This is a genomic window from Neptuniibacter sp. QD37_6, assembly GCF_047778085.1.
Taxonomy (GTDB): Bacteria; Pseudomonadota; Gammaproteobacteria; order Pseudomonadales; family Balneatricaceae; genus Neptuniibacter.
The window spans coordinates 1296335-1321179 of record NZ_CP180550.1 but is presented as its reverse complement, the minus strand read 5'-3'; the positions used below and the strand labels follow the sequence as shown (position 1 = coordinate 1321179).

26 protein-coding genes are annotated in these 24845 nt (G+C 44.2%); 21 read left to right on the top strand and 5 right to left on the bottom strand.

Annotated features, from left to right (window positions below; genetic code table 11):
- Positions 1-144: 144 nt before the first annotated feature.
- The gene (gene mqo, locus ACMXYO_RS06100; protein WP_415887647.1) at positions 145-1686 is read left to right on the top strand and encodes a malate dehydrogenase (quinone); all 1542 of its coding nucleotides are present in this window, start codon (positions 145-147) and stop codon (positions 1684-1686) included.
- A 116-nt stretch (positions 1687-1802) separates the two neighbouring features.
- The gene (locus ACMXYO_RS06095) at positions 1803-2036 is read left to right on the top strand and encodes a hypothetical protein (protein WP_415887646.1); all 234 of its coding nucleotides are present in this window, start codon (positions 1803-1805) and stop codon (positions 2034-2036) included.
- Between the two features lie 89 nt (positions 2037-2125).
- Here the strand turns inward: ACMXYO_RS06095 and ACMXYO_RS06090 are convergent, their stop codons facing one another.
- Entirely contained in the window at positions 2126-2329 is a 204-nt protein-coding gene (locus ACMXYO_RS06090; protein WP_415884078.1) for a cold-shock protein, read from the bottom strand.
- Between the two features lie 518 nt (positions 2330-2847).
- Between ACMXYO_RS06090 and ACMXYO_RS06085 the strand changes: the two genes are divergently transcribed.
- From ACMXYO_RS06085 to ACMXYO_RS06070, 4 genes are all read left to right on the top strand, one after another.
- Positions 2848-4128, top strand: coding sequence for an MATE family efflux transporter (locus ACMXYO_RS06085; RefSeq protein WP_415887645.1), 1281 nt, complete (start codon positions 2848-2850; stop codon positions 4126-4128).
- A 7-nt stretch (positions 4129-4135) separates the two neighbouring features.
- Positions 4136-5218, top strand: coding sequence for a DUF3080 family protein (locus ACMXYO_RS06080; protein WP_415887644.1), 1083 nt, complete (start codon positions 4136-4138; stop codon positions 5216-5218).
- Positions 5219-5309: 91 nt separating this feature from the next.
- Complete coding sequence (locus ACMXYO_RS06075; RefSeq protein WP_415888075.1) at positions 5310-5948, top strand: transglutaminase-like cysteine peptidase; 639 nt, start codon at positions 5310-5312, stop codon at positions 5946-5948.
- Between the two features lie 24 nt (positions 5949-5972).
- A complete protein-coding gene (locus ACMXYO_RS06070; RefSeq protein ID WP_415887643.1) occupies positions 5973-7928 on the top strand; it encodes an EAL domain-containing protein in 1956 nt (651 codons plus the stop codon).
- Between the two features lie 73 nt (positions 7929-8001).
- Here the strand turns inward: ACMXYO_RS06070 and ACMXYO_RS06065 are convergent, their stop codons facing one another.
- Together ACMXYO_RS06065 and tusA are read right to left on the bottom strand one after the other, a co-directional pair.
- A complete protein-coding gene (locus ACMXYO_RS06065; protein ID WP_415887642.1) occupies positions 8002-8547 on the bottom strand; it encodes a ProQ/FINO family protein in 546 nt (181 codons plus the stop codon).
- Positions 8547-8786 (bottom strand): sulfurtransferase TusA, encoded by a 240-nt coding sequence (gene tusA / locus ACMXYO_RS06060; RefSeq protein WP_415884071.1) that lies wholly within the window; start codon positions 8784-8786, stop codon positions 8547-8549. The genes ACMXYO_RS06065 and tusA overlap by 1 nt, the downstream gene beginning before the upstream one ends.
- A gap of 150 nt (positions 8787-8936) precedes the next feature.
- Between tusA and ACMXYO_RS06055 the strand changes: the two genes are divergently transcribed.
- Positions 8937-9218 carry an antibiotic biosynthesis monooxygenase family protein gene (locus ACMXYO_RS06055; RefSeq protein ID WP_415884070.1) on the top strand — a complete coding sequence of 94 codons (282 nt, stop codon included), beginning with the start codon at positions 8937-8939 and terminating at the stop codon, positions 9216-9218.
- A 31-nt stretch (positions 9219-9249) separates the two neighbouring features.
- On the opposite strand, the gene rlmM is transcribed toward ACMXYO_RS06055, so the two are convergent.
- Positions 9250-10317: a 23S rRNA (cytidine(2498)-2'-O)-methyltransferase RlmM gene (gene rlmM, locus ACMXYO_RS06050; protein WP_415887641.1), complete on the bottom strand. Its 1068-nt coding sequence runs from the start codon at positions 10315-10317 to the stop codon at positions 9250-9252.
- On the bottom strand, positions 10314-10916 hold the full coding sequence (locus tag ACMXYO_RS06045) for an alpha/beta family hydrolase (RefSeq protein ID WP_415887640.1): 603 nt from the start codon (positions 10914-10916) through the stop codon (positions 10314-10316). The genes rlmM and ACMXYO_RS06045 overlap by 4 nt, the downstream gene beginning before the upstream one ends.
- Positions 10917-11286: 370 nt before the next feature.
- On the opposite strand from ACMXYO_RS06045, the gene ccoN reads away from it, so the two are divergent.
- The 14 genes from ccoN (at position 11287) to ACMXYO_RS05975 (ending at position 24771) form a co-directional block, all read left to right on the top strand.
- Positions 11287-12717, top strand: coding sequence for a cytochrome-c oxidase, cbb3-type subunit I (gene ccoN, locus ACMXYO_RS06040; protein WP_415884066.1), 1431 nt, complete (start codon positions 11287-11289; stop codon positions 12715-12717).
- A gap of 23 nt (positions 12718-12740) precedes the next feature.
- Positions 12741-13358, top strand: a complete 618-nt coding sequence (gene ccoO / locus ACMXYO_RS06035) for a cytochrome-c oxidase, cbb3-type subunit II (RefSeq protein ID WP_415884648.1) — start codon at positions 12741-12743, stop codon at positions 13356-13358.
- A 6-nt stretch (positions 13359-13364) separates the two neighbouring features.
- Positions 13365-13562, top strand: a complete 198-nt coding sequence (locus ACMXYO_RS06030; protein ID WP_415887639.1) for a cbb3-type cytochrome oxidase subunit 3 — start codon at positions 13365-13367, stop codon at positions 13560-13562.
- Positions 13559-14452, top strand: coding sequence for a cytochrome-c oxidase, cbb3-type subunit III (gene ccoP / locus ACMXYO_RS06025; protein ID WP_415884064.1), 894 nt, complete (start codon positions 13559-13561; stop codon positions 14450-14452). Before ACMXYO_RS06030 ends, ccoP begins: the two co-directional genes overlap by 4 nt.
- Positions 14453-14604: 152 nt before the next feature.
- Positions 14605-16026, top strand: coding sequence for a cytochrome c oxidase accessory protein CcoG (gene ccoG, locus ACMXYO_RS06020; RefSeq protein ID WP_415888074.1), 1422 nt, complete (start codon positions 14605-14607; stop codon positions 16024-16026).
- Between the two features lie 126 nt (positions 16027-16152).
- On the top strand, positions 16153-16677 hold the full coding sequence (locus ACMXYO_RS06015; RefSeq protein ID WP_415884063.1) for a FixH family protein: 525 nt from the start codon (positions 16153-16155) through the stop codon (positions 16675-16677).
- Positions 16674-19190, top strand: a complete 2517-nt coding sequence (locus tag ACMXYO_RS06010) for a heavy metal translocating P-type ATPase (RefSeq protein WP_415887638.1) — start codon at positions 16674-16676, stop codon at positions 19188-19190. The genes ACMXYO_RS06015 and ACMXYO_RS06010 overlap by 4 nt, the downstream gene beginning before the upstream one ends.
- A gap of 32 nt (positions 19191-19222) precedes the next feature.
- Positions 19223-19417: a cbb3-type cytochrome oxidase assembly protein CcoS gene (gene ccoS / locus ACMXYO_RS06005; protein WP_415884061.1), complete on the top strand. Its 195-nt coding sequence runs from the start codon at positions 19223-19225 to the stop codon at positions 19415-19417.
- Entirely contained in the window at positions 19410-20075 is a 666-nt protein-coding gene (locus ACMXYO_RS06000) for a sulfite exporter TauE/SafE family protein (RefSeq protein ID WP_415884060.1), read from the top strand. The genes ccoS and ACMXYO_RS06000 overlap by 8 nt, the downstream gene beginning before the upstream one ends.
- A gap of 45 nt (positions 20076-20120) precedes the next feature.
- Positions 20121-21509, top strand: coding sequence for an oxygen-independent coproporphyrinogen III oxidase (gene hemN / locus ACMXYO_RS05995; protein ID WP_415887637.1), 1389 nt, complete (start codon positions 20121-20123; stop codon positions 21507-21509).
- 71 nt (positions 21510-21580) lie between these two features.
- A complete protein-coding gene (gene fnr, locus ACMXYO_RS05990; RefSeq protein WP_415884058.1) occupies positions 21581-22375 on the top strand; it encodes a fumarate/nitrate reduction transcriptional regulator Fnr in 795 nt (264 codons plus the stop codon).
- 163 nt (positions 22376-22538) lie between these two features.
- Positions 22539-23081, top strand: coding sequence for an adenine phosphoribosyltransferase (locus tag ACMXYO_RS05985; protein ID WP_415887636.1), 543 nt, complete (start codon positions 22539-22541; stop codon positions 23079-23081).
- Positions 23082-23265: 184 nt separating this feature from the next.
- Positions 23266-24180 (top strand): recombination-associated protein RdgC, encoded by a 915-nt coding sequence (gene rdgC, locus ACMXYO_RS05980; RefSeq protein WP_415887635.1) that lies wholly within the window; start codon positions 23266-23268, stop codon positions 24178-24180.
- Between the two features lie 93 nt (positions 24181-24273).
- A complete protein-coding gene (locus ACMXYO_RS05975) occupies positions 24274-24771 on the top strand; it encodes a hypothetical protein (protein ID WP_415887634.1) in 498 nt (165 codons plus the stop codon).
- Positions 24772-24845: the final 74 nt, after the last annotated feature.

The following is a 24845-nucleotide window of genomic DNA, read 5'->3' as shown; positions in this document are numbered from 1 at the left end:
AAAATTATGTTCTAGGTGTTGCAGAACAAAGAAGTCTCGGGTGATAACAGCTGACTCACCAAAGTCATGACTGTTGCGGCCACAAGCCCCCATCCCCGCAGCTACTTCACAAACCATTATTATTATTAAAATGGCGAAGTTCCTATGACCACAAAATCAGTAGACGTATTGCTAGTCGGCGCGGGAGCTATGAGTACGACCCTTGGCGTCATGCTCAAGCAGCTAGATCCTTCCCTGAAAATCAGCATGATCGAGCGCCTAGATCATGTCGCCCATGAAAGTACAGATGGCATGAACAATGCCGGTACGGGCCACGCGGCATATTGTGAATTGAACTACACGCCACAAATGCCAGACGGCACGATCAATGCCACTAAAGCTTTCGCGATTAATGCCTCTTTCGAAGTTAGCTTGCAATTCTGGTCATACCTCGTAGAACAAAATGCTCTTCCTGAACCTTCTCAATTTATTAACCCTGTACCACACCAAAGCTTTGTATGGGGTGAGAAGAACGTAGAATTCCTTCGCAATCGTTATGAAACATTGAGTACTACGCACCAGTTTGCAGATATGGAATACAGCGAAGATCACTCAGTATTGAAAGAGTGGATGCCACTGGTCATGGAAAACCGTGATCCAAGTGAGAAAGTTGCAGCCACTCGCGTTGCTTACGGCTCCGACGTAAACTTTGGTTCGCTTGCACGCAACATGGTGAACTTCCTAGAAGCTCAGGATGATTTCGAGCTTCTACTAAGCCGTACAGTAAAAGACCTGAAGCAAGACCAAGATAAGAATTGGACGGTCACCCTAAAGAATGACCAAACTGGCGATAAAGAAGTTATCAACGCTAAGTTTGTATTCCTTGGGGCAGGTGGTGGTGCACTACCACTTCTACAAAAAGCAGGCATTTCCGAGGGTAAAGGTTATGGCGGCTTCCCTGTAAGTGGTCAGTGGCTAGTTTGCCGCAAACCAGAAATCGTTAAAAAGCACTTGGCTAAAGTTTATGGCACAGCGCCTATCGGCGCCCCACCGATGTCTGTACCTCACTTAGACACTCGTGTCATCGGCGGTGAACAAGCACTACTGTTTGGTCCATTTGCTGGATTTACAACTAAGTTCTTGAAGAAAGGCTCTATCTTCGACATGCCACTCAGCATCAACCTTGGCAACATCAAGCCGATGCTTTCTGTAGGCATGAATAACATGGACCTTACTAAGTACCTAATCAGCGAAGTTATGCAGTCTCACAGTTCTCGTGTAGACGCACTAAGGAACTTCTTCCCTGATGCAAAAGATGAAGACTGGGAACTGTCCTACGCAGGCCAACGCGTACAGATCATCAAAGAAGATGAGAATGGTAAAGGCAAGCTGGAATTCGGTACCGAAGTAATCTCGGCTGAAGACGGTACGCTTGCTGCTCTTCTAGGTGCTTCACCAGGCGCATCAACTGCAGTCCAGACGATGATCAACATTGTGGAAACATGCTTCGCAGAAAAACTTGCTACACAAGAGTGGCAAGACAAGATTCATGCGATGATCCCATCTTACGGTCAGGATCTGACTCAAGATGCAGCGTTACTAAATAGCGTGCGTAAACGCACTTTATCTACGCTGGGGCTTGATACTATAAAAAAGACTGAACTGCAGGCTGATAGCAGCCTGCAAGATCAAGGCACAGCAGCCTAGTCGAATATAACTACAATGATATAGAGCCAATTCCAAAGCCGGTCTTCTGACCGGCTTTTTTATTTCTCTACCCTTTTCGCTACAATAACCTTTTAACTTTCCCTATCGTTATTACTATGCAATGTCGAGAAAACTGCGGTGCTTGCTGTATTGCACCGAGCATCACCAGCCTAAACAAACCTGCGGGCGAACGTTGCAAACATTTAGACCAGCAAAATAGATGCAATATCTTTGGTACAGATCAAAGACCAAAAGCTTGTGCTGACTTTGCACCTGAAGAAGAATTTTGCGGTCAAAGCAGAGAAGAAGCACTACAGATCTTAACCCTTCTGGAAAGTAGTACTCATTAATCGATACAGCTTTTATGCAATAAAAAAGCAAGCCCTAGGCTTGCCTTTCTATCATGTGCAGGACGGGACTTTAACCCCGTAGCAACAGCTTAAACTTTAACGATGTTTTCAGCTTGCGGGCCTTTTTGACCTTGAGTCACAGTAAACTCTACTTTTTGGCCTTCAGCTAAGCTTTTGAAGCCTTCGCCCTGAATTGCACTGAAATGTGCAAATACGTCCGGACCGCCTTCCTGCTCAATAAAACCAAAGCCTTTTTCGTCGTTAAACCACTTAACTGTTCCAGTTGTTGCCATCTTTCAAAACCCTATTTTGGATAATTAAAATCAGCCGAAGCAACGAAAGATTTCCTGCTTAAAGCTGTTAAATAGAAAAAACAGACAGCATTGAAAGAGTTAGGCTAAGAGTTTCCTTGCCGCAACGTTAAAGCAGCCATGTCTTTTCCGATCATCTGATCATAGCGCTGCTTTGTGTTAATTCAATTCCATTCGTGCGTTTTTTGATGTTTTTTTAACCAAAAAGGATTCTACAATAGTCTAATACTCGACTAATCGGTAAGTGTTTGATTGCCATATCCGCTAGCAAAACAATTTATTAGCGTGATTGAGCCCTTAATTTTTATCATAAGATTTAATCCAACTTCGCTTCATCGCGGTATACTTAAAACCAACACAGGTTCGAGAAAAGCTATAACAACTTAACTCTGCCTCTTTCAGTTGTATCTAAGGATCATCCCCTGAAACGTCTAGAAGAAATCAAAATAATTCTTGCACTTGGCTTCCCTATAGCGATCGCTCAAGTCGCACAAACCTCTATGGGTTTTGTCGATACGCTGATGGCCGGACGTTACAGCGCAACAGATCTAGCCGCTGTGGCATTAGGGTCAAGTATCTGGCTACCCATTTTTATTGCTAGCCAAGGCATCTTAATGGCCACCACGCCTATGGTTGCGCATCTTGTAGGTGCCAATAAAGAAAATGCTAGCTCGGAGACACTGCATCAGGGCGTGATCATAGTCGCCATTTTAAGCTTACTTGCGATCTATGCCCTGCATAACTGCGATCCAGTTCTTGCCTTCATGGGCGTAGAGGAGGAGCTAGCAAGCTTAACCACACAATACCTAGCGGCTATAAGCTGGGGATTCCCTGCCCTTCTGCTTTATCAACTTATCCGCAGCTATATTGAAGGTTTTGGTAAAACGCAGCCCGCGATGAAAATTTCCATCCTTGGACTGTTATGTAACATCCCACTTAACTATGCACTTATCTATGGCGAGTTTGGTTTTCCAGAACTAGGAGGCGTAGGTTGCGGCTGGGCAACAGCGATTGTTATGTGGATTATGTTCTTTAGCGCGTTTATCTATCTAGCTAAGTCACCCACCTTTGTAACGATCAAACCTTTTTCTGGTTGGTCTCTACCTGAACCATCAGCACTTAAAAACTTTTTAAAGCTCGGACTGCCCATCGGCATCGCCCTTTTAATTGAAGTCAGCATGTTTTCGGTAATTGCCCTACTTTTGGCAGATTTTGGTGAGGTAATGATCGCCTCTCACCAGATCACGATCAGCTTTACCGGCCTGATCTTTATGCTGCCTTTAAGTATATCCCTGGCACTCACCATACGCGTTGGTCATCAACTCGGAGCGCAAAAACCTGAAGCAGCAAAATTCAGTGCTGTTACAGGTTTGATTATCACTTTAACCTTGGCAATCTTCAGCTCTTCACTGATGGCAATATTTGCAACGCCAATTGCCGAGCTTTATACCCAAGAAGTTCAGATTATTGAGATCGCCAGTACATTGATCATTATTGCAGCCCTTTTCCAGTTCTCAGACGCCATCCAGATAACTTGCTCAGGCGCACTTAGGGGCTACAAAGACACCGTTGCTCCACTTATGCTAGTGTTTATCGCCTATTGGCTCATTGGTCTTCCTTCTGGTTATATCTTAGGTAAAACAGAGTTGATTACTCCAGCTATGGGCCCAAAAGGATTCTGGATTGGTTTACTTATTGGCTTAACCATTGGCGCTATACTGTTAATTACTCGATTACACTGGAAAAGCAACCAAGTGCTCAGCCAAGCCCAATATCATTAACCTAGTTATGCTAATACGGTTCTCAATTTTTATCATCCTACTAATCTCCCTTAGCGGATGTAGCCGAGATACACCTGAACTAATCTTGGATAATTACCTTTACCGTCTAAGTAACACCCTAGATCTAAATCAACCTCAGTCATACATCCCTGTGACAAGAGTGCAATTCCCGCTTAAACGCGATCGAATACTCAAAACCACAGAGATCCGAGAAGGTCTTTTAGACGTTTTGAAGTTAAAACGTTGTGATCTGCTACCTCTAATCGCAGAGCGAAATAGCTCTCTTGGCAAGGTAGCCAAGCCATCAACGAAATTACAATATGAGCTTAATTTCTATTATTTATTGAATCAGTGCAGACAATCCTTGGGAAATGACATCGCAATTGATACTGAATTGCTCAGAAGAGTTAACGAAATCTATCGCGTCAAACGCGAAAATCTACCAGCTGAATTATGGAATGGAATATTTACTGCTCCAGAGGTAGAAGCAAATTTCAGTCGATCACAAGCGCCCCTTCCGATTACTGATAACAGCAGCAGCCAACAAAGTATCGAAGCCCTGCAAACATTAGTGAATTTAACCGCTAACAACCTTGATCAATTGGGAACGACAAAGCCTAATAAAGAACGTTTAAACCAAGCATTCAAAGTCTTACACAGTAATCGATCTGGCCCAGCAATTATCAGCTCACTTGAAATATTGACCTACCACCTTGATCAAGCCGCTCACTTATTAGAACAACGTAATTCACCTAAAAACCCTCTATGTAGAAACGAAAGTCCAAATAAAACAGCACGCATTCTAGAAAATGTTTTTTATAAGTTTTATATCGGTGAAGTTTTACCTTATTTAGCGCAAACTGACCGATATGCCTCTCAATGGCTCGACCTTAATCTGCAATTGCTGCAAAATCACATAGCACTATCAGTATCCATTCCACAATCAATGGAAACTTATTCAACAACTATACTGTCCAAAACAGCACCTCAAAGCCTTTGGTTGAATTACCAACGTGCTAGGGACAAACATACAAAAGCTTGGCAAAAAACTTTAAAAATTTGTGGCATGATGCCGACACAAAAAGATTAACCGCTTTTGAGCTACGGATTGGACATTGAACCCAGCCTTTAAATCAAAACAGCACAGCAACAACTTAACGTTCAATACTGCGTTTTTTGTATTGCTACTACTAGCTTCAGCTCTTCTACTTACCCAAGTAGATGCTGAAAGCATTCGCCTGAGCAAAGCTGATATTGAAAAATTGGGGAATAAATACGGATCCAAAGCTAAACTTCGACTCGAAACTTGGCAGAGCCTATTAACCGAATTAGCCAATGAGAGTGAAAGTAATAAGCTAGAACGCGTAAATAACTTTTTTAACCAAGTGCGCTTTATCGATGATATCAAACACTGGAAAAAGAAAGATTACTGGGCCACACCCGTAGAATTTCTTATCACCAACGGCGGTGACTGCGAAGATTTCAGCATAGCTAAGTACTACACACTCAAAGAACTAGGCGTACCCGTAGAAAAAATGAATTTAGCCTATGTTAAAGCCTTAGAGTATAACCAAGCCCACATGGTTTTAACGTACTACCCCAAACCGCGTGCAACACCATTGGTGCTGGATAATATTAATGGCGAAATTCTGCCTGCATCAAAGCGCACAGACCTATTGCACGTTTATAGTTTTAATGGTGATAAACTATGGCTCTCAAAAATGGGACGTAGAACTACACTAGTAGGAACATCAGACAGATTAAAGCCTTGGGTAAAACTACAATCTCGTATTGAAAACAAGGATCTTAACCTAAGGTAGGTTTAATGATGAGGAGTATCTATTATGTCACTGGTTAACCAACTTATCGCCGCAATCTTTGCGGTACTCATAGGTTTGGTTTCTGGCACCCTTTACATAATGTCAGAAAGCTCGCGTTCCATTCTCCAAGACCAATTAGAATCTCACGCGCAAGATTCTGCCACCCATTTAGGCCTTTACCTTGCCCCTTATATGGCTGACAACGACAGTGCAACTATTGAAACTGCCGTAAACGCTATTTTCGACAGCGGATTCTACCAGCGCATAATTGTGACTAATGCGGATGAAGAGATTCTGTTCGAGAAAAAGACCCCTGAAACCACCAGTAAAGAGGTACCTGAGTGGTTTAAATCAATGGTACAAATCACTCCACCATCTATGTTCAGGGAGGTAGCTTACCAATGGCAACAAGTAGGGAAAATCTACGTACAAAGCAGCGCTGGTTATGCTTATGATAAACTCTGGAAAGGTGCACAAGATAGCATAATCCTCTTTATATGCCTGTCCATTTTATGCCTGTTAGCCATCAGCTCACTTATTAGATACCTACTTAAACCCCTGCACACAGTAGAACAGCAAGCGATCGCTCTTTCGGAAAAGCGTTATTTAGAGCAAGACAAATTACCGAGTACACGTGAGTTAAAACGCGTAGTGCAAGCAATGAACCGTATGGTTAAACAAGTACAGGTGATGTTTGATGAGCAAGCTAGGAATATTGAAGAGTTACGTAGAAACGCTTATCAAGACAGCCTAACAGGCTTATCCAACCAACGCGCAACTGAAGCCCAGCTCGCCGAACGCCTTGATTACCGTAAAGACTTTGGTAAAGGCACCCTATTTAATATCCACTTATGCAATCTGCAAGAAACTAATAAGCAGATAGGGATGGATAAGACTAATAATTTGCTAAAACACCTAGCCAGCCATCTAGAAGATTTCGCACGCACATCAGATCAAAGCATACTCGGTCGTGTAACCGGGGCAGACTTTATCCTGTTGGTTAATACGACTGATACTGACCTGCTGAAGCTTAAACTGGAACAGTTAGATCAAGAAACTCGTAAGTATCTAGCTCAATTCACTGGTCAAGATATTACAAGCTCAATAATCAGCGTCGGCAGTTGCGAATGTAACGATGAGAGCAACAGTAGCCAATTACTATCTGAAGCCCGAATAGCGAGTAACGAAGCAGAAAAATCCAGAGTACTGTGGAAACAATTCAACTCTTCAGAAAAAACTACAACTCAACCACAGCAATCTGACTGGAAACAGCATGTTGCTAACGCGATTAATCAACGCCAAATATTTTTACAGATTCAAAGCGTATTCAGCAAAAAACCTGGATCAATGCCTATTCAGAATGAGATCTTTGCGCGTATTCTTAACCAGAATAACCAACCCGCCTCTGCCGGTGAGTTCATTAGCGTTGCAAAAGAACTTGGCCTAATGCCCGAGATGGATAGAGCCGTAATCGAACTAGCACTAGAACAACATGATAATATAGCCTGCCCGCTGACCATTAACTTGAGTCATGAAGCCGTAAGCAGTGAAAACTTTAGAACATGGCTACTGGATAAGCTAAAGACTATCAGCCCTGGCGTTAAAGTACTGTTCGAGTTGGATGAAACCAGTGTACTGAACAATATTGAAGGTATTCTAGAGTTCCGTAAGGCTCTAAAATCCATTGGTGCAGAGTTTGGTGTCGACCATTTCGGCATTCATCCTAGCGGCTTCTCTTACCTGTACTCAATACAGCCTGATTACATTAAGATTGATGGCTCTCTGATCCGTAATATCGATCAGAATGATCAAGACCGCTTCTTTGTAAGCAGCCTTATCAGCGTAGCTCATAGCCTTGAAATCGAAGCCTACGCAGAACACGTAGAGAGAGAAAGTCAGCTACAAATCCTTGAAGGACTGAATATAGACGGTAGCCAAGGCTACCTTCACGGCACACCAAAACCCTTAAGCAAAGCTTAAGGGTTTTGTAACAGCTTTACAGGCATAAAAAAACGGCGGTATAACCGCCGTTTTTTTGTATATGCTGTAGAACTTACTTCCGACCAACTAGCATCTCAAGCTTTTTGCTCATACGCTCTTCACGCTCTTGCTCTTTGCGCTTCTCTTGACGTACTTTGTTGATCTCTTTCAACTTACCTTTCGCGTGATCTGACTCTTCTTTAGTCACAACACCAGCAGGCTCACCGTTAATATCTATACGCTCAGCGCCTTCACGCAAGGAACGGTAGTAGTTCAGCGAACGAACATAACTCGCAAGGGCACGTTTGATTTTGTTTTTAGCGACTTTTTCGTCAGCAACAAGATCTTCTTGAATGCCTATTTTTAGAGGCCTAACGTTTTTACGATCAAAGGTTTTCGGATACGCTTCCATCAACTGCTGCAGAGCAGCCATATTTGCAGCACGGTTTTTGGATTTCGCCTTTGGCGTTTTGTTTACTACGTCATTCACCTGATTAGCCTCTGATTGGAAAACTTGCTTTGACTGAGTCAGATTCGCCTCCGCAGAATCTAGCAAATTTTCCAATTGATCAATTAATTGCCTAGTTTTAGTACTTATCTGCTCAACATCCACAGACATCATTCACCCTTACGAATGTAATACCCGTAAAGGTCGTCTTCTACATACTGCTCAACCAACTCATGCCCTAAAAACGTACAGAACTTAGGAATGTCACGCTGAGTAGAAGGATCAGTTGCCAAAATATGCAGCACTTCCCCTGCCAGCATATCCCTAACATGATTATGCAACATCATAACAGGCTCAGGGCAGTATAGGCCCTTTGCATCAAGAATATGGTCGGCTTTGATGTCCGTCATGTTTTATCTCTTGCAGAAAGATGCATATTGTCTCAAATTACCCATGACAGCAAAAGTCATTTAATCAGTAATTAAGCAACTAAAGTCGCTTTTAAAATAAAAATAATCCATTCTATATGTGTGGAACGTAGTTTTAGATGGAGAGATCATATGATTCGAGTACTTATCGAACGACATATTGCCGATGACTTAGGCGAGCACTATGAAAAAGCTGCCCGTGAAACGCTACAATTAGCGATGCAAGCACACGGCTTCATTTCTGGCGAAGCTCTTAAAAATGCCAGTGATCCAAACCACAGGATGGTTATTGCAACCTACAGAACTCTTCAAGATTGGCAACGCTGGGCACAATCCTCAGAGCGCCAAGATATGATGGCGACTCTTAACCCAATGCTAGAAACCGAGGAAAAAGTCACCGTTTTTGAACACTAATATCTGAAACTGCCATCTTATCGCTGTATTTTTATAGCACTCTAAGGTGGCAGGTTATCTCCTCTCGATCATGGTAAAGGTGTTTAGCCGATAACTCATACGCTAAGCCTTCCTGCATAAACCTTTCAGCGATTAGATTTAAACAAGATACAACCTCTTGATAGCGCTGCTTCATTGGCAGTTTCAGATTGAAGATAGCCTCATCGCACCAACCATTGATCACCCAATCAGCCGCCATCCCGGCCGTTTTAATCGGTTTATCTACAACATCACACACCATCATATTGACAGGCTGCACAGGTATAAATTTATAAGCATCTTCTTGAATATGGGTCACCTGCCCAGATTCAATCAACTGATCCTGCATGGGTCCGTTGTCTACTGCAGTAACAAACATACTGCGTTGAACCAACTGCCAGGTCCACCCACCCGGCGCCGCACCTAGATCGACTGCTGTAGAACCATGAGGGATTCGTTGATCCCAATCGTCACGCGGAATAAACCAATGCCACGCCTCTTCCAATTTCAACGTTGAACGACTTGGCGCTTGTTTGGGGAACTTAAGACGGGGTACACCTAGCGACCAAGGCGCAGAGTTGTTCACAGGCGCATAACCCACAAACATTTCACTGCCAGACAAAACGAACAGCAACAAACGATTACCTTTACTATTCGCTTTTTTCTTCAAACGTCCACTTTTACGTAGTTTTTGTGCCAAAGCTGAGCTGAACTTCTTGGAAAAGGTAGCCAGCTCGCGACCATCTGTAGTATCAGGGTATTCTGCCCAAAGATCAGTACAATCAGGAAAATCATTAAGAATCTGTTGTAACTGCGAAATGCGGTCGTCCCGTTCTAATTGCTGGCAATCGCCGCAAACCATCCACTGCCTTACAAAAATCAAACTATTAAAATCAATTTCACCAATAGCCCTCTCTGCATCACCTGGAGTTTGCAAATGGAACTCAACATAACCCTGACCAGACTCTAAGGTGCAGTATCCGTATAGGCCGATAGTAGAGCACTGATCAGTAATCTCCCCTGCGACCTCTTTCTCGAAGCCTGAGCGGCACTGTAGGACTAATCGATTAAAATATGTCAACTTAGCTGTTTCCCGATAATCTGAGCGATATGGTCCATATGCTGAATTTGCGTAAAACCTGAAGCCTTACGTGGTTTGATGTCATGATCACCATCCTCAAACCAATGCACATGGACAGATGCCGGCAAATTGTACTCTGTAACTTCAGGAAGTGAACCCATTGGATCTCTTTCGCCTTGAAAAATATACAAAGGCTTCGATAGATCCTTTAAATGATCAACGCGCAACGATTCTGGCTTTCCACGCGGATGAAAAGGATAACCGAATACAAATCCGGCACTTACAGCTGGATGATTAAGTAGCATTGAAGCAGCACGACCACCCATCGATTTTCCCGCCAAATACAGGGGCTTACCATCCACTACTTGCTCTTCAATCATTTGTGTAAAGTAATCCAGCAATTTAGGCATTCTATCTGGGGGACATCGCTTGCCAGTTTCTCTGATGGTCTGCATATATGGAAATTCAAAACGAACAACCTGCAACCCAAGTTTAGCTAAGCGCTCCGCCATCTGTTCCATAAACCCACTGTCCATTGGCGCACCCGCACCATGTGCAAATAGCACTTTCCCCGCTTTCAAATCACCATCAATTAACATAAACAGCCCCTTAATCAGTCAAAAAATGAGTTTTACCGCTGTTTCAAAGTTGACTTGAATCAACAAACGCTGAGAAAAGCCTTACTGTGCAGCACAAAATGCGACGTTTTTTACGACAAAAAACGCCAAAATCATATCTCTTTTTAAAACAAAGGATTACAACCTATAAAAAATATTCCTTATATTTCATTAAGTTAAAAAACACCCCAACCTAAAAGTATCAAGCAAACAATACCTAGGTAGAAATTTCGCAACTGCGACAAAATGCCTCATTGAATGACCTAAACACATTGAAAATAAGGCCCTATTCCAAGATAATTGCCTGCGAAACTCAAAATTTCCATAAATAGCTTGTTGATGAGAGCCTGACATGAGCACAGCAACTGAACACCCCACCTACAATTATAAAGTGGTGCGCCAGTTCGCCATCATGACAGTAATTTGGGGTATCGTCGGTATGACCGTCGGTGTCCTAATTGCTGCACAGTTGGTTTGGCCAGCACTAAACTTTGATACAGCGTGGCTGACTTACGGTCGTCTACGTCCACTGCACACTAACGCAGTTATCTTTGCATTCGGCGGCTGTGCCCTGTTTGCAACGTCTTACTATGTAGTTCAACGCACCAGCCAACGCCGCCTGATCTCTGATGGCCTTGCAGCGTTTACATTCTGGGGCTGGCAAGCAGTTATCCTTGCAGCAGCAATTACTCTGCCGCTAGGTCTAACTTCTTCCAAAGAATATGCTGAGCTAGAATGGCCAATCGACCTGCTAATCACTATCGTGTGGGTTGCATACGCTATTGTATTCCTAGGTACTGTGAAGATGCGTAAGACATCTCACATCTACGTAGGTAACTGGTTCTACATGGCATTCATCATCACTGTAGCTGTTCTACACATCGTTAACAGCATGGCTATCCCTGTTTCTATGTGGAAGTCTTACTCCATCTACTCCGGTACTGTAGATGCGATGATCCAGTGGTGGTACGGTCATAACGCTGTAGGTTTCTTCCTAACAGCTGGCTTCCTAGGTATGATGTACTACTTCGTACCAAAACAAGCTGAACGTCCAATCTACTCTTACCGTCTATCTATCGTTCACTTCTGGGCGTTGATCGCGACATACATCTGGGCTGGTGGTCACCACCTTCACTACACAGCGCTTCCTGACTGGACTCAGTCTGTAGCGATGGTTATGTCTCTGATCCTTCTTGCTCCATCTTGGGGTGGTATGATCAACGGTATGATGACTCTATCTGGTGCTTGGCATAAGCTTCGCACGGATCCAGTTCTTCGTTTCCTTGTTGTATCTCTTTCCTTCTACGGTATGTCTACGTTCGAAGGTCCAATGATGTCTATTAAGACAGTAAACGCGCTGTCTCACTACACTGACTGGACTGTTGGCCACGTACACGCTGGTGCATTGGGTTGGGTTGCAATGATCTCTATCGGTGCGGTTTACCACATGATCCCTCGCCTATTCGGTAAAGCTCAGATGTACAGCGTTGGTCTAATCAACACTCACTTCTGGCTAGCGACAGTAGGTACGGTTCTATACATCTGCGCGATGTGGGTTAACGGTATCCTACAAGGTCTAATGTGGCGTGCAGTTAACGCTGACGGTACTTTGACTTACAGCTTCGTAGAAGCACTAGAAGCTTCTCACCCTGGTTACTTTGTTCGTTGGTTGGGCGGTATGTTCTTCCTGACTGGTATGATTCTGATGGCCTACAACACTTGGCAGACTGTTCGTAAAGGCAGCACTGCACCAGAAGCTCAAGCTTCTGCACAGGCAGCTTAAGGTCATAGGAGCAGATAGAAATGATCAAACACGAAACGATAGAAAAGAACATTGGCCTGATGATTCTGCTTATCATCATCGTAATCAGCGGTGGTGGCCTAGCAGAGATCGTTCCTCTGTTCTTCCAAACTTCTACTACTAAGCCAATTGAAGGCTTACGTACTTACACTCCGCTTGAGTTTGAAGGCCGTGACATCTACATCCGTGAAGGTTGTAACACTTGTCACAGTCAGATGATCCGTCCTTTCCGTGCTGAAACGGAACGTTACGGTCACTTCTCAACTGCGAATGAGCACGTTTGGGAACACCCATTCCTATGGGGTTCTAAGCGTACAGGTCCAGACCTAGCTCGTGTAGGTGGTCGTTACTCTGATGATTGGCACCGCGCTCACTTGTACAACCCTCGTGACGTTGTACCTGAGTCTAAGATGCCTTCTTACCCATGGTTGTTTGAAAACAAACTAACCGGTGCAGACACTGCTAAGAAGCTTGAAGCACAACGCGCTGTTGGTGTTCCTTTCACTGACGAGCAGATCGCTAATGCCCAGAAAGAAGTTCAGGGCAAATACGAGATCGATGCTGTTGTAGCTTACCTACAAGCACTGGGTAAAATGCATTCTGAATACACTAACAAGCGGTAGTAACGCGTGAGTTACGAAGTTTATGGCCCTTATATACCGGTAATCATGCTGATTACGTTCTTGGCGCTATTTGTTTGGGTGCTTAACCCAAAGAATAAAGACAAGTACGACGATGCAGCCAACATGCCTCTGAACGAACCTGACGAGACAGACGAGATGAAACCGGACGATACTGAGGCCAGTGACGGGAGAATTGAAAAATGAGTGCTTTTTGGAGCGCATGGGTAGCAGTGATTACCCTAGCTGTAATTCTTGGTTGTGCTTGGCTATTGATTGCTACTCGCAAAAGTCAGCCGCACCAAGATACAACTGAAGAAACATTAGGCCATGAATTTGATGGCATTGCTGAATACGATAACCCTCTGCCAAAATGGTGGTTCCAGATGTTTATGGGCACCGTTGTTTTCGGCATTGTTTATCTTATTCTTTACCCAGGTTTAGGTAGCTTCCCAGGTCTATTGAACTGGACTTCTACTGGCCAGTGGGAAGAAGAAATGGCTCACGCTGAAGAGACGTACAAGCCAATCTTCGCAAAATACGCAGCTATGTCTGCAGAAGAGCTACAGCACCCAGACAACGCACTAGGCCTAAAAATGGGTCAGCGTATGTTTGCGAACAACTGTTCTCTATGTCACGGTACAGCAGCAACAGGTGCACACGGCTTCCCTAACCTAACGGACAACGATTGGTTGTACGGTGGTGATGAGAAGACTATCAAGACATCTATTGCTAATGGTCGTAACGGCGGCATGCCACCTTGGGGTGCTGTACTAGGCGAAGAAGGCGTACGTGACGTAACTAACTACGTACTATCTCTAAGCGGTGCAGAAGCTGACGCTGAAGGCGCAGCTCGCGGTAAAGGTCAATTCCAAGCACTATGTACTGCTTGTCACGGTACTGACGGTAAAGGTCTACCTATCCTAGGTGCACCAAACCTAACTGATGACATCTGGTTGTACGGTGGTAGCTTCGAAAAAGTGGCTCACTCTATCCGTGTTGGTCGTAATGGTGTAATGCCAGCGCATAAAGACCTACTAAGCGATGAGAAGATTCACTTGATCACTGCATATGTTTACAGCCTATCTAAAAAGTAATTAGGTAGTTGAACTAAAATAAAGGCGATATGATATAGATCATGTCGCCTTTTTTTTTGAGGATCTATTATAATATTCAACTTTGCTAATACATGGTGAGCGTATTAGTTCTGCTGAGTTTAACTTTCACTGGTGAGTATGTGAGCAACAAGATGAATCAGATCCCGGTTCAAGATGTCACCCCCAAGAGCAAGAAAAAATCCCAAGATTACGACCTATACGCTAAACGTGAGCATATATACGTAAAGCACTATAAAGGTATTTTTAAAAAACTTCGTGAAGCCGCAAGTGTCATAATGCTAGCGATGTTTTTTGGCTTCTCTTGGATTACCTGGGATGGTAGGCAAGCTATTCTATTTGACCTTCCTAATCGACAATTCCATGTTTTCGGCAGCACCTTCTGGCCCCAAGATTTCATCTTATTGTCTTGGCTGCTAATCATTCTTGCCTTTGCCCTGTTCTTCTTTACTGTGTTTGCTGGTCGATTGTGGTGTGGCTATGCCTGCCCGCAATTTGTATGGACATGGATCTATATATGGATTGAAAAATTCGCCGAAGGTGACCGTAACCAACGGATGAAACTCGATAAATCAAAAGGCTGGAGTAAAGAGAAAATACTTAGAAAAAGCACAAAACATTTTCTTTGGATCATTTTCTCTATTATCTCTGCAGTCGCTTTCGTTGGCTATTTCACCCCTATTCGGGAACTTATCCCAAGCATTCTTAACTTCGAGCTAGGCCCTTGGGAGATGTGGTGGTTAGGCTTCCTTGCCGTAGCAACTTATGGCAACGCGGGCTGGTTACGTGAGCAGGTATGTATCTACATGTGCCCTTACGCTCGTTTCCAATCAGTTATGTTCGACCAAGACACACTGATTATTTCTTACGATGAAAAACGCGGTGAAAGCCGAGGAAAACGTAAAAAAGGCTCTGACTATAAAGCCGAAGGCTTAGGCGACTGTATTGATTGCTACAACTGTGTATATGTTTGCCCGGTGGGAATCGATATCCGCGATGGCCTGCAGTATGAGTGTGTCGCTTGTGGAGCGTGTGTAGATGCCTGCGACGATATTATGGAACGTGTCGGTTACGAAAAAGGCCTTGTACGCTACACAACTGAACATCAGCTAGAAGGCAATAAAACGCATATTATGCGCCCTAAACTGATCGGTTACTTTGTCGTCCTATGTGTGATGTGCGTCGTTTTTGCCTACACCGTCTACAGCCGTATCCCGCTCGAAGTTGATATATTACGCGACCGTGGACAGCTATATAACGAAGTCACTTCAGGCGTCATCGAGAACGTATATACCCTAAAACTTGCTAATAAAGAGCAAGTCGATCACAGCTACAAGATTTCAGTCACAGGTCTTGAAGGCCTGGAATATATTGGCAAGTCAGAAGTCACTATAAAAGCTGGTGAGCTGATCGATCTACCAATTAGATTGAACATTAAGAAAAAATACCTAAGCAAAGCCAATAACAATATCACCTTCAAAGTGATGGCAACGGACAATTCCGACATCGTTATAGAAGAGGAAAACCGTTTTATTGGCCCTGCACCTAAGCGCTAGGTCAAAAGAAGGGTCGATTAGAATAAATTCTAGGCCCCTTCTTTTAGAAATAAGGTAGAATAGCTGTCGGTCTGAAACTGGGTGTTCCAGTTTTGGATACGACAGTTTTTTTTTGGGTATTGATACATGAGTGACAGCGACAACAACATCCCCGGCCCATGGTACAAACAGCCTTGGCTTTGGTTTATTTTATCACCGATTATTGCCGTAGTTTTTTACGGAACTTTTTACCTTTACCTATCCATCGTTACACATGACGGTTTGGTAAAAGATGACTACTACAAAGTAGCCCGTGGCCATTTTGTAGATAAAAGTCAGTCTCAAGAAGCGATCGACCTTGGCGTTAGCGGTCAGTTAAATCTCGATAATACAACTGGCGACCTAATGCTGAAATTCAAAAGTAAAGGTGACTACCTTCCAGAGTTCCTAAACCTCAGTATCATTCACCCTACTCACCAGCAATACGATCAGAGTATTCTGCTTAAGCAAGTTCCTGGCACTGAAGCCTATACAGGCAGCTTGAAGAGCCTGCTACAAGGTAAGCGTTATCTGATCCTGAAGGATGAAGCCCGCAACTGGAATCTCCGTGCAGAGGCACATCCACCTTACGATCAGAATACAATTGAGTTTAAACCTGCCCACGAACAATGAGCAGCAACCTTAACTCAGTAAAGTCTGCTGACTGTTACCACTGCGGCCTTACTATCCCCCCGGGTAGTAACTATAGCGCTGTAATTAACGGTGAAAGTAGAGATATGTGTTGTCCAGGCTGCCAAGCAGTCGCACAAACTATTGTAGATAGTGGCTTGGACAATTATTACAAACATCGTACTGAAGCAGCCTACTCGCCGGAACTGAACACTAAGGACCTTCCGGAAACATTGCTTCTAGAGCTTGAGCTTTACGATGACGAAAATGTGCAAAGCAATTTCGTCAAAGCCAACGAATCCAGTGCTGAAGCTACGCTAGTTATCGAAGGTATTACCTGTGCTGCTTGCGTATGGTTACTTGATCACCACATCAGTAATATCGAAGGCGTAAGTAAAGCAAAGGTCAACCTGACCAATCACCGCGCTCGTATTACTTGGGATAAATCCCAAGCAAAACTCAGCAAAATCATGGCTGAGATCTACCGAATTGGTTATCAAGCACACCCTTACCACCCCGATAAAGAAGAACAGCTCTTAGAGCAGGAACGTAAACGTGCAACTCGCCGTCTAGGTGTTGCCGGCATCGGCATGATGCAGACAATGATGTTTGCTATCGCGCTTTATGGCGGTGCTCTTCAGGGCATGGAAGATAAGTACGTCAGCTTTATCCGCTGGGCTAGCTTAGTCATTGCAACCCCAGTAATCCTTTATTCTGCACGTCCTTTCTTTATCGCTGCGTTAAGGGATCTTAAAACTCGACACTTAACCATGGACTTCCCTGTCTCTATCGCAATCGGTGGAGCTTATTTAGCCAGTGTCTGGGCAACCATCACTAATAGTGGTGAGGTCTATTACGACTCCGTTACTATGTTCACCTTCTTCCTGTTGATAGGCCGTTATCTTGAAATGCAGGCCCGCCATAGGACAGGTAAAGCAGGTAACGCGCTCCTCAACTTACTACCGGCTAGTGCTATCAAACTAGTCGATGGTGAAGAGCAATTAGTACCCGCCCAAGAACTGAAGCTAGATGATATTGTTTTGGTCAAACCCGGCCATACGATTCCTGCTGATGGCATCATCATTGCCGGTAGCAGCTCGGTAGATGAAGCAGCGCTAACAGGTGAATACCTGCCTATTCGTAAAGATATCGATGACAAGGTTGTTGGCGGCACGATTAACGTCGAAAACCCGATCACGATTAAAATCACTCAGGTAGGTGACGAGACCAAGCTATCAGCCATTGTTCGGCTGCTAGATCGTGCTCAAGAAGATAAACCTAAAGTTGCTCAGATTGCCGATAAAGTGGCTAGCTACTTTGTAGCGGCTGTTTTAGTCACCGCAACCGTTGTAGCGACTGGTTGGTATTTCGTTGAGCCTGCTCATGCATTCTGGATCACCCTATCGGTACTGGTAGTGACTTGTCCTTGTGCGCTTTCATTGGCCACTCCGACAGCTCTCACTGCTGCCACAGGCACACTGCGTCAAAACGGCTTATTAATCACCCGAGGCCATGTTCTGGAAAGTCTTTCGACGGCAACTCATGTTGTTTTCGATAAAACAGGTACGCTCACCGAGGGTAATCTAAGTCTCCAGGAAGTAGTTCCTCTAGCAGATCATGATCAAGATGCCTGTACTAAGTTTGCTGCTGCGCTTGAAAAACACAGTGAACATCCAATTGCCCAAGCGTTCCATGATCAGCACGGTGATCTCGTAGCAACCGAGATCAAAGCGACACTAGGTCAAGGCATCGAAGGTGTGATCGATAATCAGCGATACCGTATTGGTAAACCTGATTACGCTAGCGAGATTCTAACGCAAAGTCAGCCATCACTACCTGAAACAAGTGGGCAGTGGTTGCTTCTATGTAATGAGACTCAAGCGCTAGCTTGGTTCCGCCTTAATGACCAGATTCGCCGCGAAGCTAAACAGACGATAGAGATTCTTCACTCGATGGGTCTACGTTGCGAAATGCTGACGGGCGATAACTCTTCAGCCGTAGCAGAAGTTGCAAGTCAACTGGGCATAGATACCGCCATCTCTGGCGTATCTCCTGCTGAAAAGCTTGCTCATGTTAATAAGCTGCAAGAAGAAGGTGCTCATGTAATCATGGTGGGTGACGGTATCAACGACATCCCTGTACTTGCAGGTGCGCAGACATCTATCGCTATGGGCGGTGCTTCTGACCTTGCAAAAACTAATGCTGATGGCGTACTGATCAGCCACGATCTATTACGCCTAGCGGATGGTATTTTGCTCGCGAGAAAGACTCAAAGAATCATTAAGCAGAACTTAGCTTGGTCACTTTGCTATAACCTAAGCGCTCTACCATTGGCTGCCTTTGGCTTCATTGCACCCTATATGGCAGCGATCGGTATGTCGGCAAGTTCATTGGTTGTAGTTGGTAATGCGATGCGCCTGAACAAATTAACCCGAGGTTCTGTCCATTCCCATGACAGAGATCAGGGTACTCAGTCGGCTAAGCCTGACGTGGTTATGCAAAATCAGGTAGAATAAGCACATTTGAAAAATAGGGTTATGTAGTTTCAATGGATATAATTTTCCTGCTGATCCCCATTGCCATCTTGTTAATTGGCTTTGCTATCTGGGCTTTTTTCTGGAACGTTAACAACGGCCAGTACGACGATCTAGACAGCCCTGCACATAGCATTCTCTATGATGATGACGAAGATCTGATTCCGGATGATGCTAAAGTAAAACCGACTGACAAAGGCAATGACTGAAGCACTTGTCATACCTACAGCATTCTTATTAGGTTTGCTTGGCGGTACGCATTGTTTGGGTATGTGCGGTGGCATAGCTGCCACCGTCTCCCTCAGCTCCCCTAAGGGAGGTCAAGGTTTCCTACTTCTACTCGGCTATAACTCTGGGCGTATTATTAGCTATGCAACTGCAGGCGCAATTTTAGGTAGCCTGAGTTGGTTGTTAACCGATCCTGTACTGCAACTCGTACTTCGCAGCTTTGCCGGATTGATGCTGATATTCATGGGTCTCTATATTGCCCAGTGGTGGAAAGGTTTAACCCACCTAGAAAGCGCAGGCGGAGTACTGTGGAAGCAGATAAGTCCTGCTGCTAGTAAGCTTCTACCGGTTAGAAATATCGGACAAGCAATCATGCTAGGTGGACTTTGGGGTTGGCTCCCATGCGGCTTGGTTTATAGCACGTTAATTTGGGCTTCAGCAGCATCCGACTGGCTGACCAGCGCACAATTGATGGCGGCATTTGGCGTAGGTACTTTGCCTGCCATGCTGTTAACCGGTGTACTGGCCCAACAAGTTAAACAAATCCTACAGAAACGCCTGACTCAACATATTTCGGGCGCAATCATTATTGGAATGGGCTTATACAGCATCCCATGGCTGGGAATATTCCAACAATAACTGAACACATTTTTCGCAAGAAACTGATTACAGAGGAACACAAACGTGGATAACAATCTGATTAAATGGGATCTGGACTTGATCAAACGATACGACCTATCGGGTCCTCGTTATACATCCTACCCTACTGCTGTTCAGTTTGACCCAGAGTTGTCTCCTAGTGATCTAGTAGCAACCGGTCAAAACTCTGCGGACATCAATGATCCGCTTTCTCTGTATGTCCACATCCCATTTTGTGCACATGTTTGCTACTACTGCGCATGTAATAAAGTGATCACGCGCAATCGCAAAAAAGCACAGCCTTATCTTGATACACTTTATAAAGAAATGGCTCAGCTATCCAAGTGGTACAGTAATGACCGCAAAGTAACTCAGCTACATTGGGGTGGCGGTACACCGACATTCATTAGCCACGAGCAGATGGTCGAGCTAATGGCTGAAATGCGCAAAAACTTTAACCTTCTTGATGACGATAGCGGTGATTACTCCATCGAAATTGATCCTCGTGAAGCAAGCCTAGAAACAATCAAAGTCCTACGTGAGATCGGTTTTAACCGTATCAGTCTAGGTCTACAGGATATCGATCCAAAAGTTCAGGAAGCGGTTAACCGTGTTCAGTCAGTAGAACAAACAGCAGCAATTCTGGAAGAAGCACGCAGACTAGGTTTCCGATCGCTAAACCTAGATTTGATCTACGGACTTCCTTACCAAACGCTCGAAGGTTTTAACGCAACCCTAGATACTGTCATCGAGATGAATCCTGATCGTCTTTCAGTATTTAACTATGCGCACCTTCCAGACCGTTTCCGTCCACAGCGCCACATTCAGGAAGAAACGTTACCAAGCCCAGAAACAAAGCTGGCGATTCTAGAATCTACGATCAACAAGTTACTTGATGCAGGATATGTTTATATCGGTATGGATCACTTCGCTAAGCCGGATGATGAGCTAGCCATTGCTCAACGTACCGGTAAATTGCATCGTAATTTCCAAGGCTACACAACTCACTCAGAGTGCGATCTTGTCGCTATGGGTGTTTCATCGATTAGCCAAATCGGTTCTGTTTACTATCAAAATGAACACGATATGCCTTATTACAGTGCTGCTGTTGATGGTAACGCTCATGCGATCAAACGCGGTGTAAGCCTTACCCAAGATGACATCATCCGTCGCCATGTTATTACACAGCTCATCTGCCACTTTGAACTAGACAAAACAGCGGTTGAATCTAAATTTGATATTGCTTTCGATGACTATTTCGCCAGCTCTATTGCTGAACTAGAAGCGTTTACTAAAGATGGCTTAATCAACATGAATGAAAAAGACATTGTAGTCTCTCCTGCTGGTCGCTTATTGATTCGTCGTATATGTATGGCATTTGACGCATATATACCAAAAGACCAGAGCTCGCAGCGTTTCTCGAAGATTATTTAACTTTCCGTATTTACGGAAATATTACATAATCAGTGGGTAGCCATTCGATATAACCACGACAGGATCGCACTATGAGTGATAACAAGGCAACTGACGGAAAACTACGTAGTCTACAGCAGGTAAGCTGCAACACTTGTAGTCTGAGCTCTTTATGTCTGCCAGTATCTCTGGATATGACAGAGATGGAACGCCTGGACAACATTATCGACAAAAGCCGCCCACTGAAAAAAGGTGAGCACCTTTTCCACCAAGGCGAAGAGTTTGCGAGTGTTTATGCTATCCGCGTCGGCACCGTAAAAACTTACACAATCACAAATGAAGGTGAAGAGCAGATCACGGGGTTCTACTTCCCGGGTGAACTGGTTGGTATGAGCGGTTTTGATAACAACGAATACCCTGTATCCGCGAAGATCCTTGAAACCACAACGGTTTGTGAAATTCCTTTCGAGCGTTTAGACGAACTTTCCGGTCAATTACCCGAATTACGCCGCCAACTGCTTCGTACGATGAGTAAAGAGATTCGTGAAGAGCAACAGATGATGCTTCTCTTATCGAAAAAGAATGCTGAAGAACGTGTTGCAACATTCCTTGTAAAATTGTCTATGCGATTTAAAGCACGCGGTTATTCTGAAACAAGTTTCCGTTTATCGATGTCGCGCAACGAGATCGGTAACTATTTAGGTCTTGCTGTTGAAACCGTAAGCCGTATTTTTACCCGCTTCCAGAAGTCCGAACTATTACAAGTTGAAGGTAAAGAGGTTCATATCCAGGATCTGGATAAACTTTACGAACTATCTGGCGAGTGTCCTGCTAAGGACGCTGAAGAACCTGTAACTGCTCAATGTGGCAAAGGTACTTGCAGTTAGCCCCTACAAATAAAAAAGCACCGATTGCTTACGCAACCGGTGCTTATTTAGTCGCACAATTAAGTAGCCATCTCAATGTGTAACCCAACGCATTTATTAAAGCTTTTGCTGCGCAATAAAACATTGAGCTGTGTCAAAACCTGCTGTTTCTAAGGAGTTCTTCATGTCATATGACGAATGTTATGTGAAATCCGTAATTCGTACGATCCCAGACTGGCCGGAGCCAGGCGTTCAATTCCGTGATATCACTCCACTATTTAAAGATCCTAAAGCGCTTCGCATGATCTCTGATGCATTTATCCAGCGCTACATTGATAGTGATATTACGCACATTGCGAGTATTGATGCTCGCGGCTTCTTGATCAGCTCTATCATGTCTTACCACCTGAATATTCCTTTGGTTCTCGTCCGTAAAAAAGGCAAACTACCGGGTGAAACCATTCATCAGGAATATCAGCTTGAATATGGTACTGCGGCTGTAGAGATGCAGACTGATGCTGTAAAGGAAGGCGATCGAGTTTTAGTATTTGATGACCTGATTGCTACAGGTGGCACTATCTTAGCAGCGTGCAGTCTGATCAAAGAACTTGGTGCCGAAGTATCCGAAGCAGCAGCACTAATCGACCTGCCTGACCTTCAAGGTTCTAGCAAAATCCAAGATGCAGGCGTACCTGTACATACCCTGCTTGCTTACGCAGGTATCTAGGAATACCTGCGCACAAGTCTGACGGCAGCACACTCTAATCGCTGCCGTCAATTATTTCTCCTTCATATCCCACCAGCTAATTTTTAACCTCTCTTTTATTTCAGACAAATATAGATTTTCTCTTCCATCGAGTACAAATCTTGCCTACCATGCTCTGCCAATTTTTTCGTTTTCTGGAGCTGCTATGTGGTTTAAAAATGTAATTTTCTATCGCCTAACCGAAGCATTTGAATACACTCAAGAGCAGCTACAAGAAAAACTAATTGAGCACACTTTTCATCCATGTAAAAGCCAAGAACTAAGCCGTTATGGCTGGGTATCGCCATGTCACTTATTGGATGATGTTCACGCGCATCAGGTACACGGCATGTTTATGCTAGCTGCACGCAAGGAAGAAAAGATCCTTCCCGGCGCCGTTATTAAAGAAGCCGTAGGTGAAAAAGTTGCGGTAATCGAGCATGAACAAGCACGCAAAGTGTACAAGAAAGAACGCGACCAACTTAAAGACGAAGTGATTCTTGATCTATTGCCTCGTGCCTTCAGTAAATTCCAGCAGACCACCGCTCTAATCAACCCAGCTGCAGGCTGGATTGCAGTTGATTCTTCTAGCCATAAACGCGCAGAAGAGCTACTAAGCCATCTTCGTGGCACTTTAGGTAGCCTGCCAATCGCACTGCCTGACGTAAACCAATCGCCTTCTGCAGTTATGTCTCATTGGTTGGAGCAACACGACAGCATTCCACAAGGTTTTGAAGTCCTAGATGAGTGTGAGCTACGTGATAACGTCCTAGAAGGCGGCGTAATTCGAATCAAAGGCCAACAACTAGAAGATGAAGAGTTTGTTGCTCACCTAGAAGCAGGCAAGCGTGTCGTAAAACTAGCCCTAGAATGGGATGAACAGCTCAAGATTACTCTACAGGAAGATCTGTCCATTAAACGCCTGAAACTGAGCGAACAGCTACAGGAAAAAATGGCTGACGAAGCAGCTGAAGATGAGATCGCTCAATTCGATGCAGATATGGTTCAAATGGGCCTAGAGTTCAGCAAGCTATTCCCTGCCTTAATTGAAGCCTTTGGCGGCGAAGCACAACGCCCTTAATCATGGGCTAACTGCCTCAGCTTAATTTATAACTCTGAACGACAAGTGGTAAGGTTATAAATTAAGCTTTCGTAGCCAATATGGGCAGACCAGATGGATTACGCACCGGAATACACAAAGCGCGAGAAGATAAAGCTCATTATCCTGTTTATGGGTTTAGGTGCAGTTCTCATAGCCGCTGGCAAGTTTTGGCTATTCCCATCTATCACCCGCCTTGCAGAAAAGCCTCACTGTTACAGCCTGTTTGGCCTAAACGGGGCTGATTATCTTTGGCACCTTTTACTGATTGGATTGCCTATTTCGATCTTCCTAATCCTAGCCATAACTATGCTCCCCATGGCGATCAAAGGGTTAATACAAGCGCAATTCCCACCTAAGGGCTACAAAGTATTTAAACCGACACCTATTCGCAAAGGGATAACAGGGCAGTTCATGGCTGGCCTCTTGATGTTTGTCATTGCCTCTCCCCTGCTTATCGCAATATATGGAGCCAATCAGTTGGATAAAATGCCAGAAATAGAGATCCCTCAAGATTCCATAGAGCTTTGCTCCCATATCCATACGCAAAACCAAACCTCTACTAATCATTAAGCCCCTATAAATTTAGCGTTTATATAGTTCTAAATAAGAATATTTACCAACACCACAATCTGGTTTAATAATCA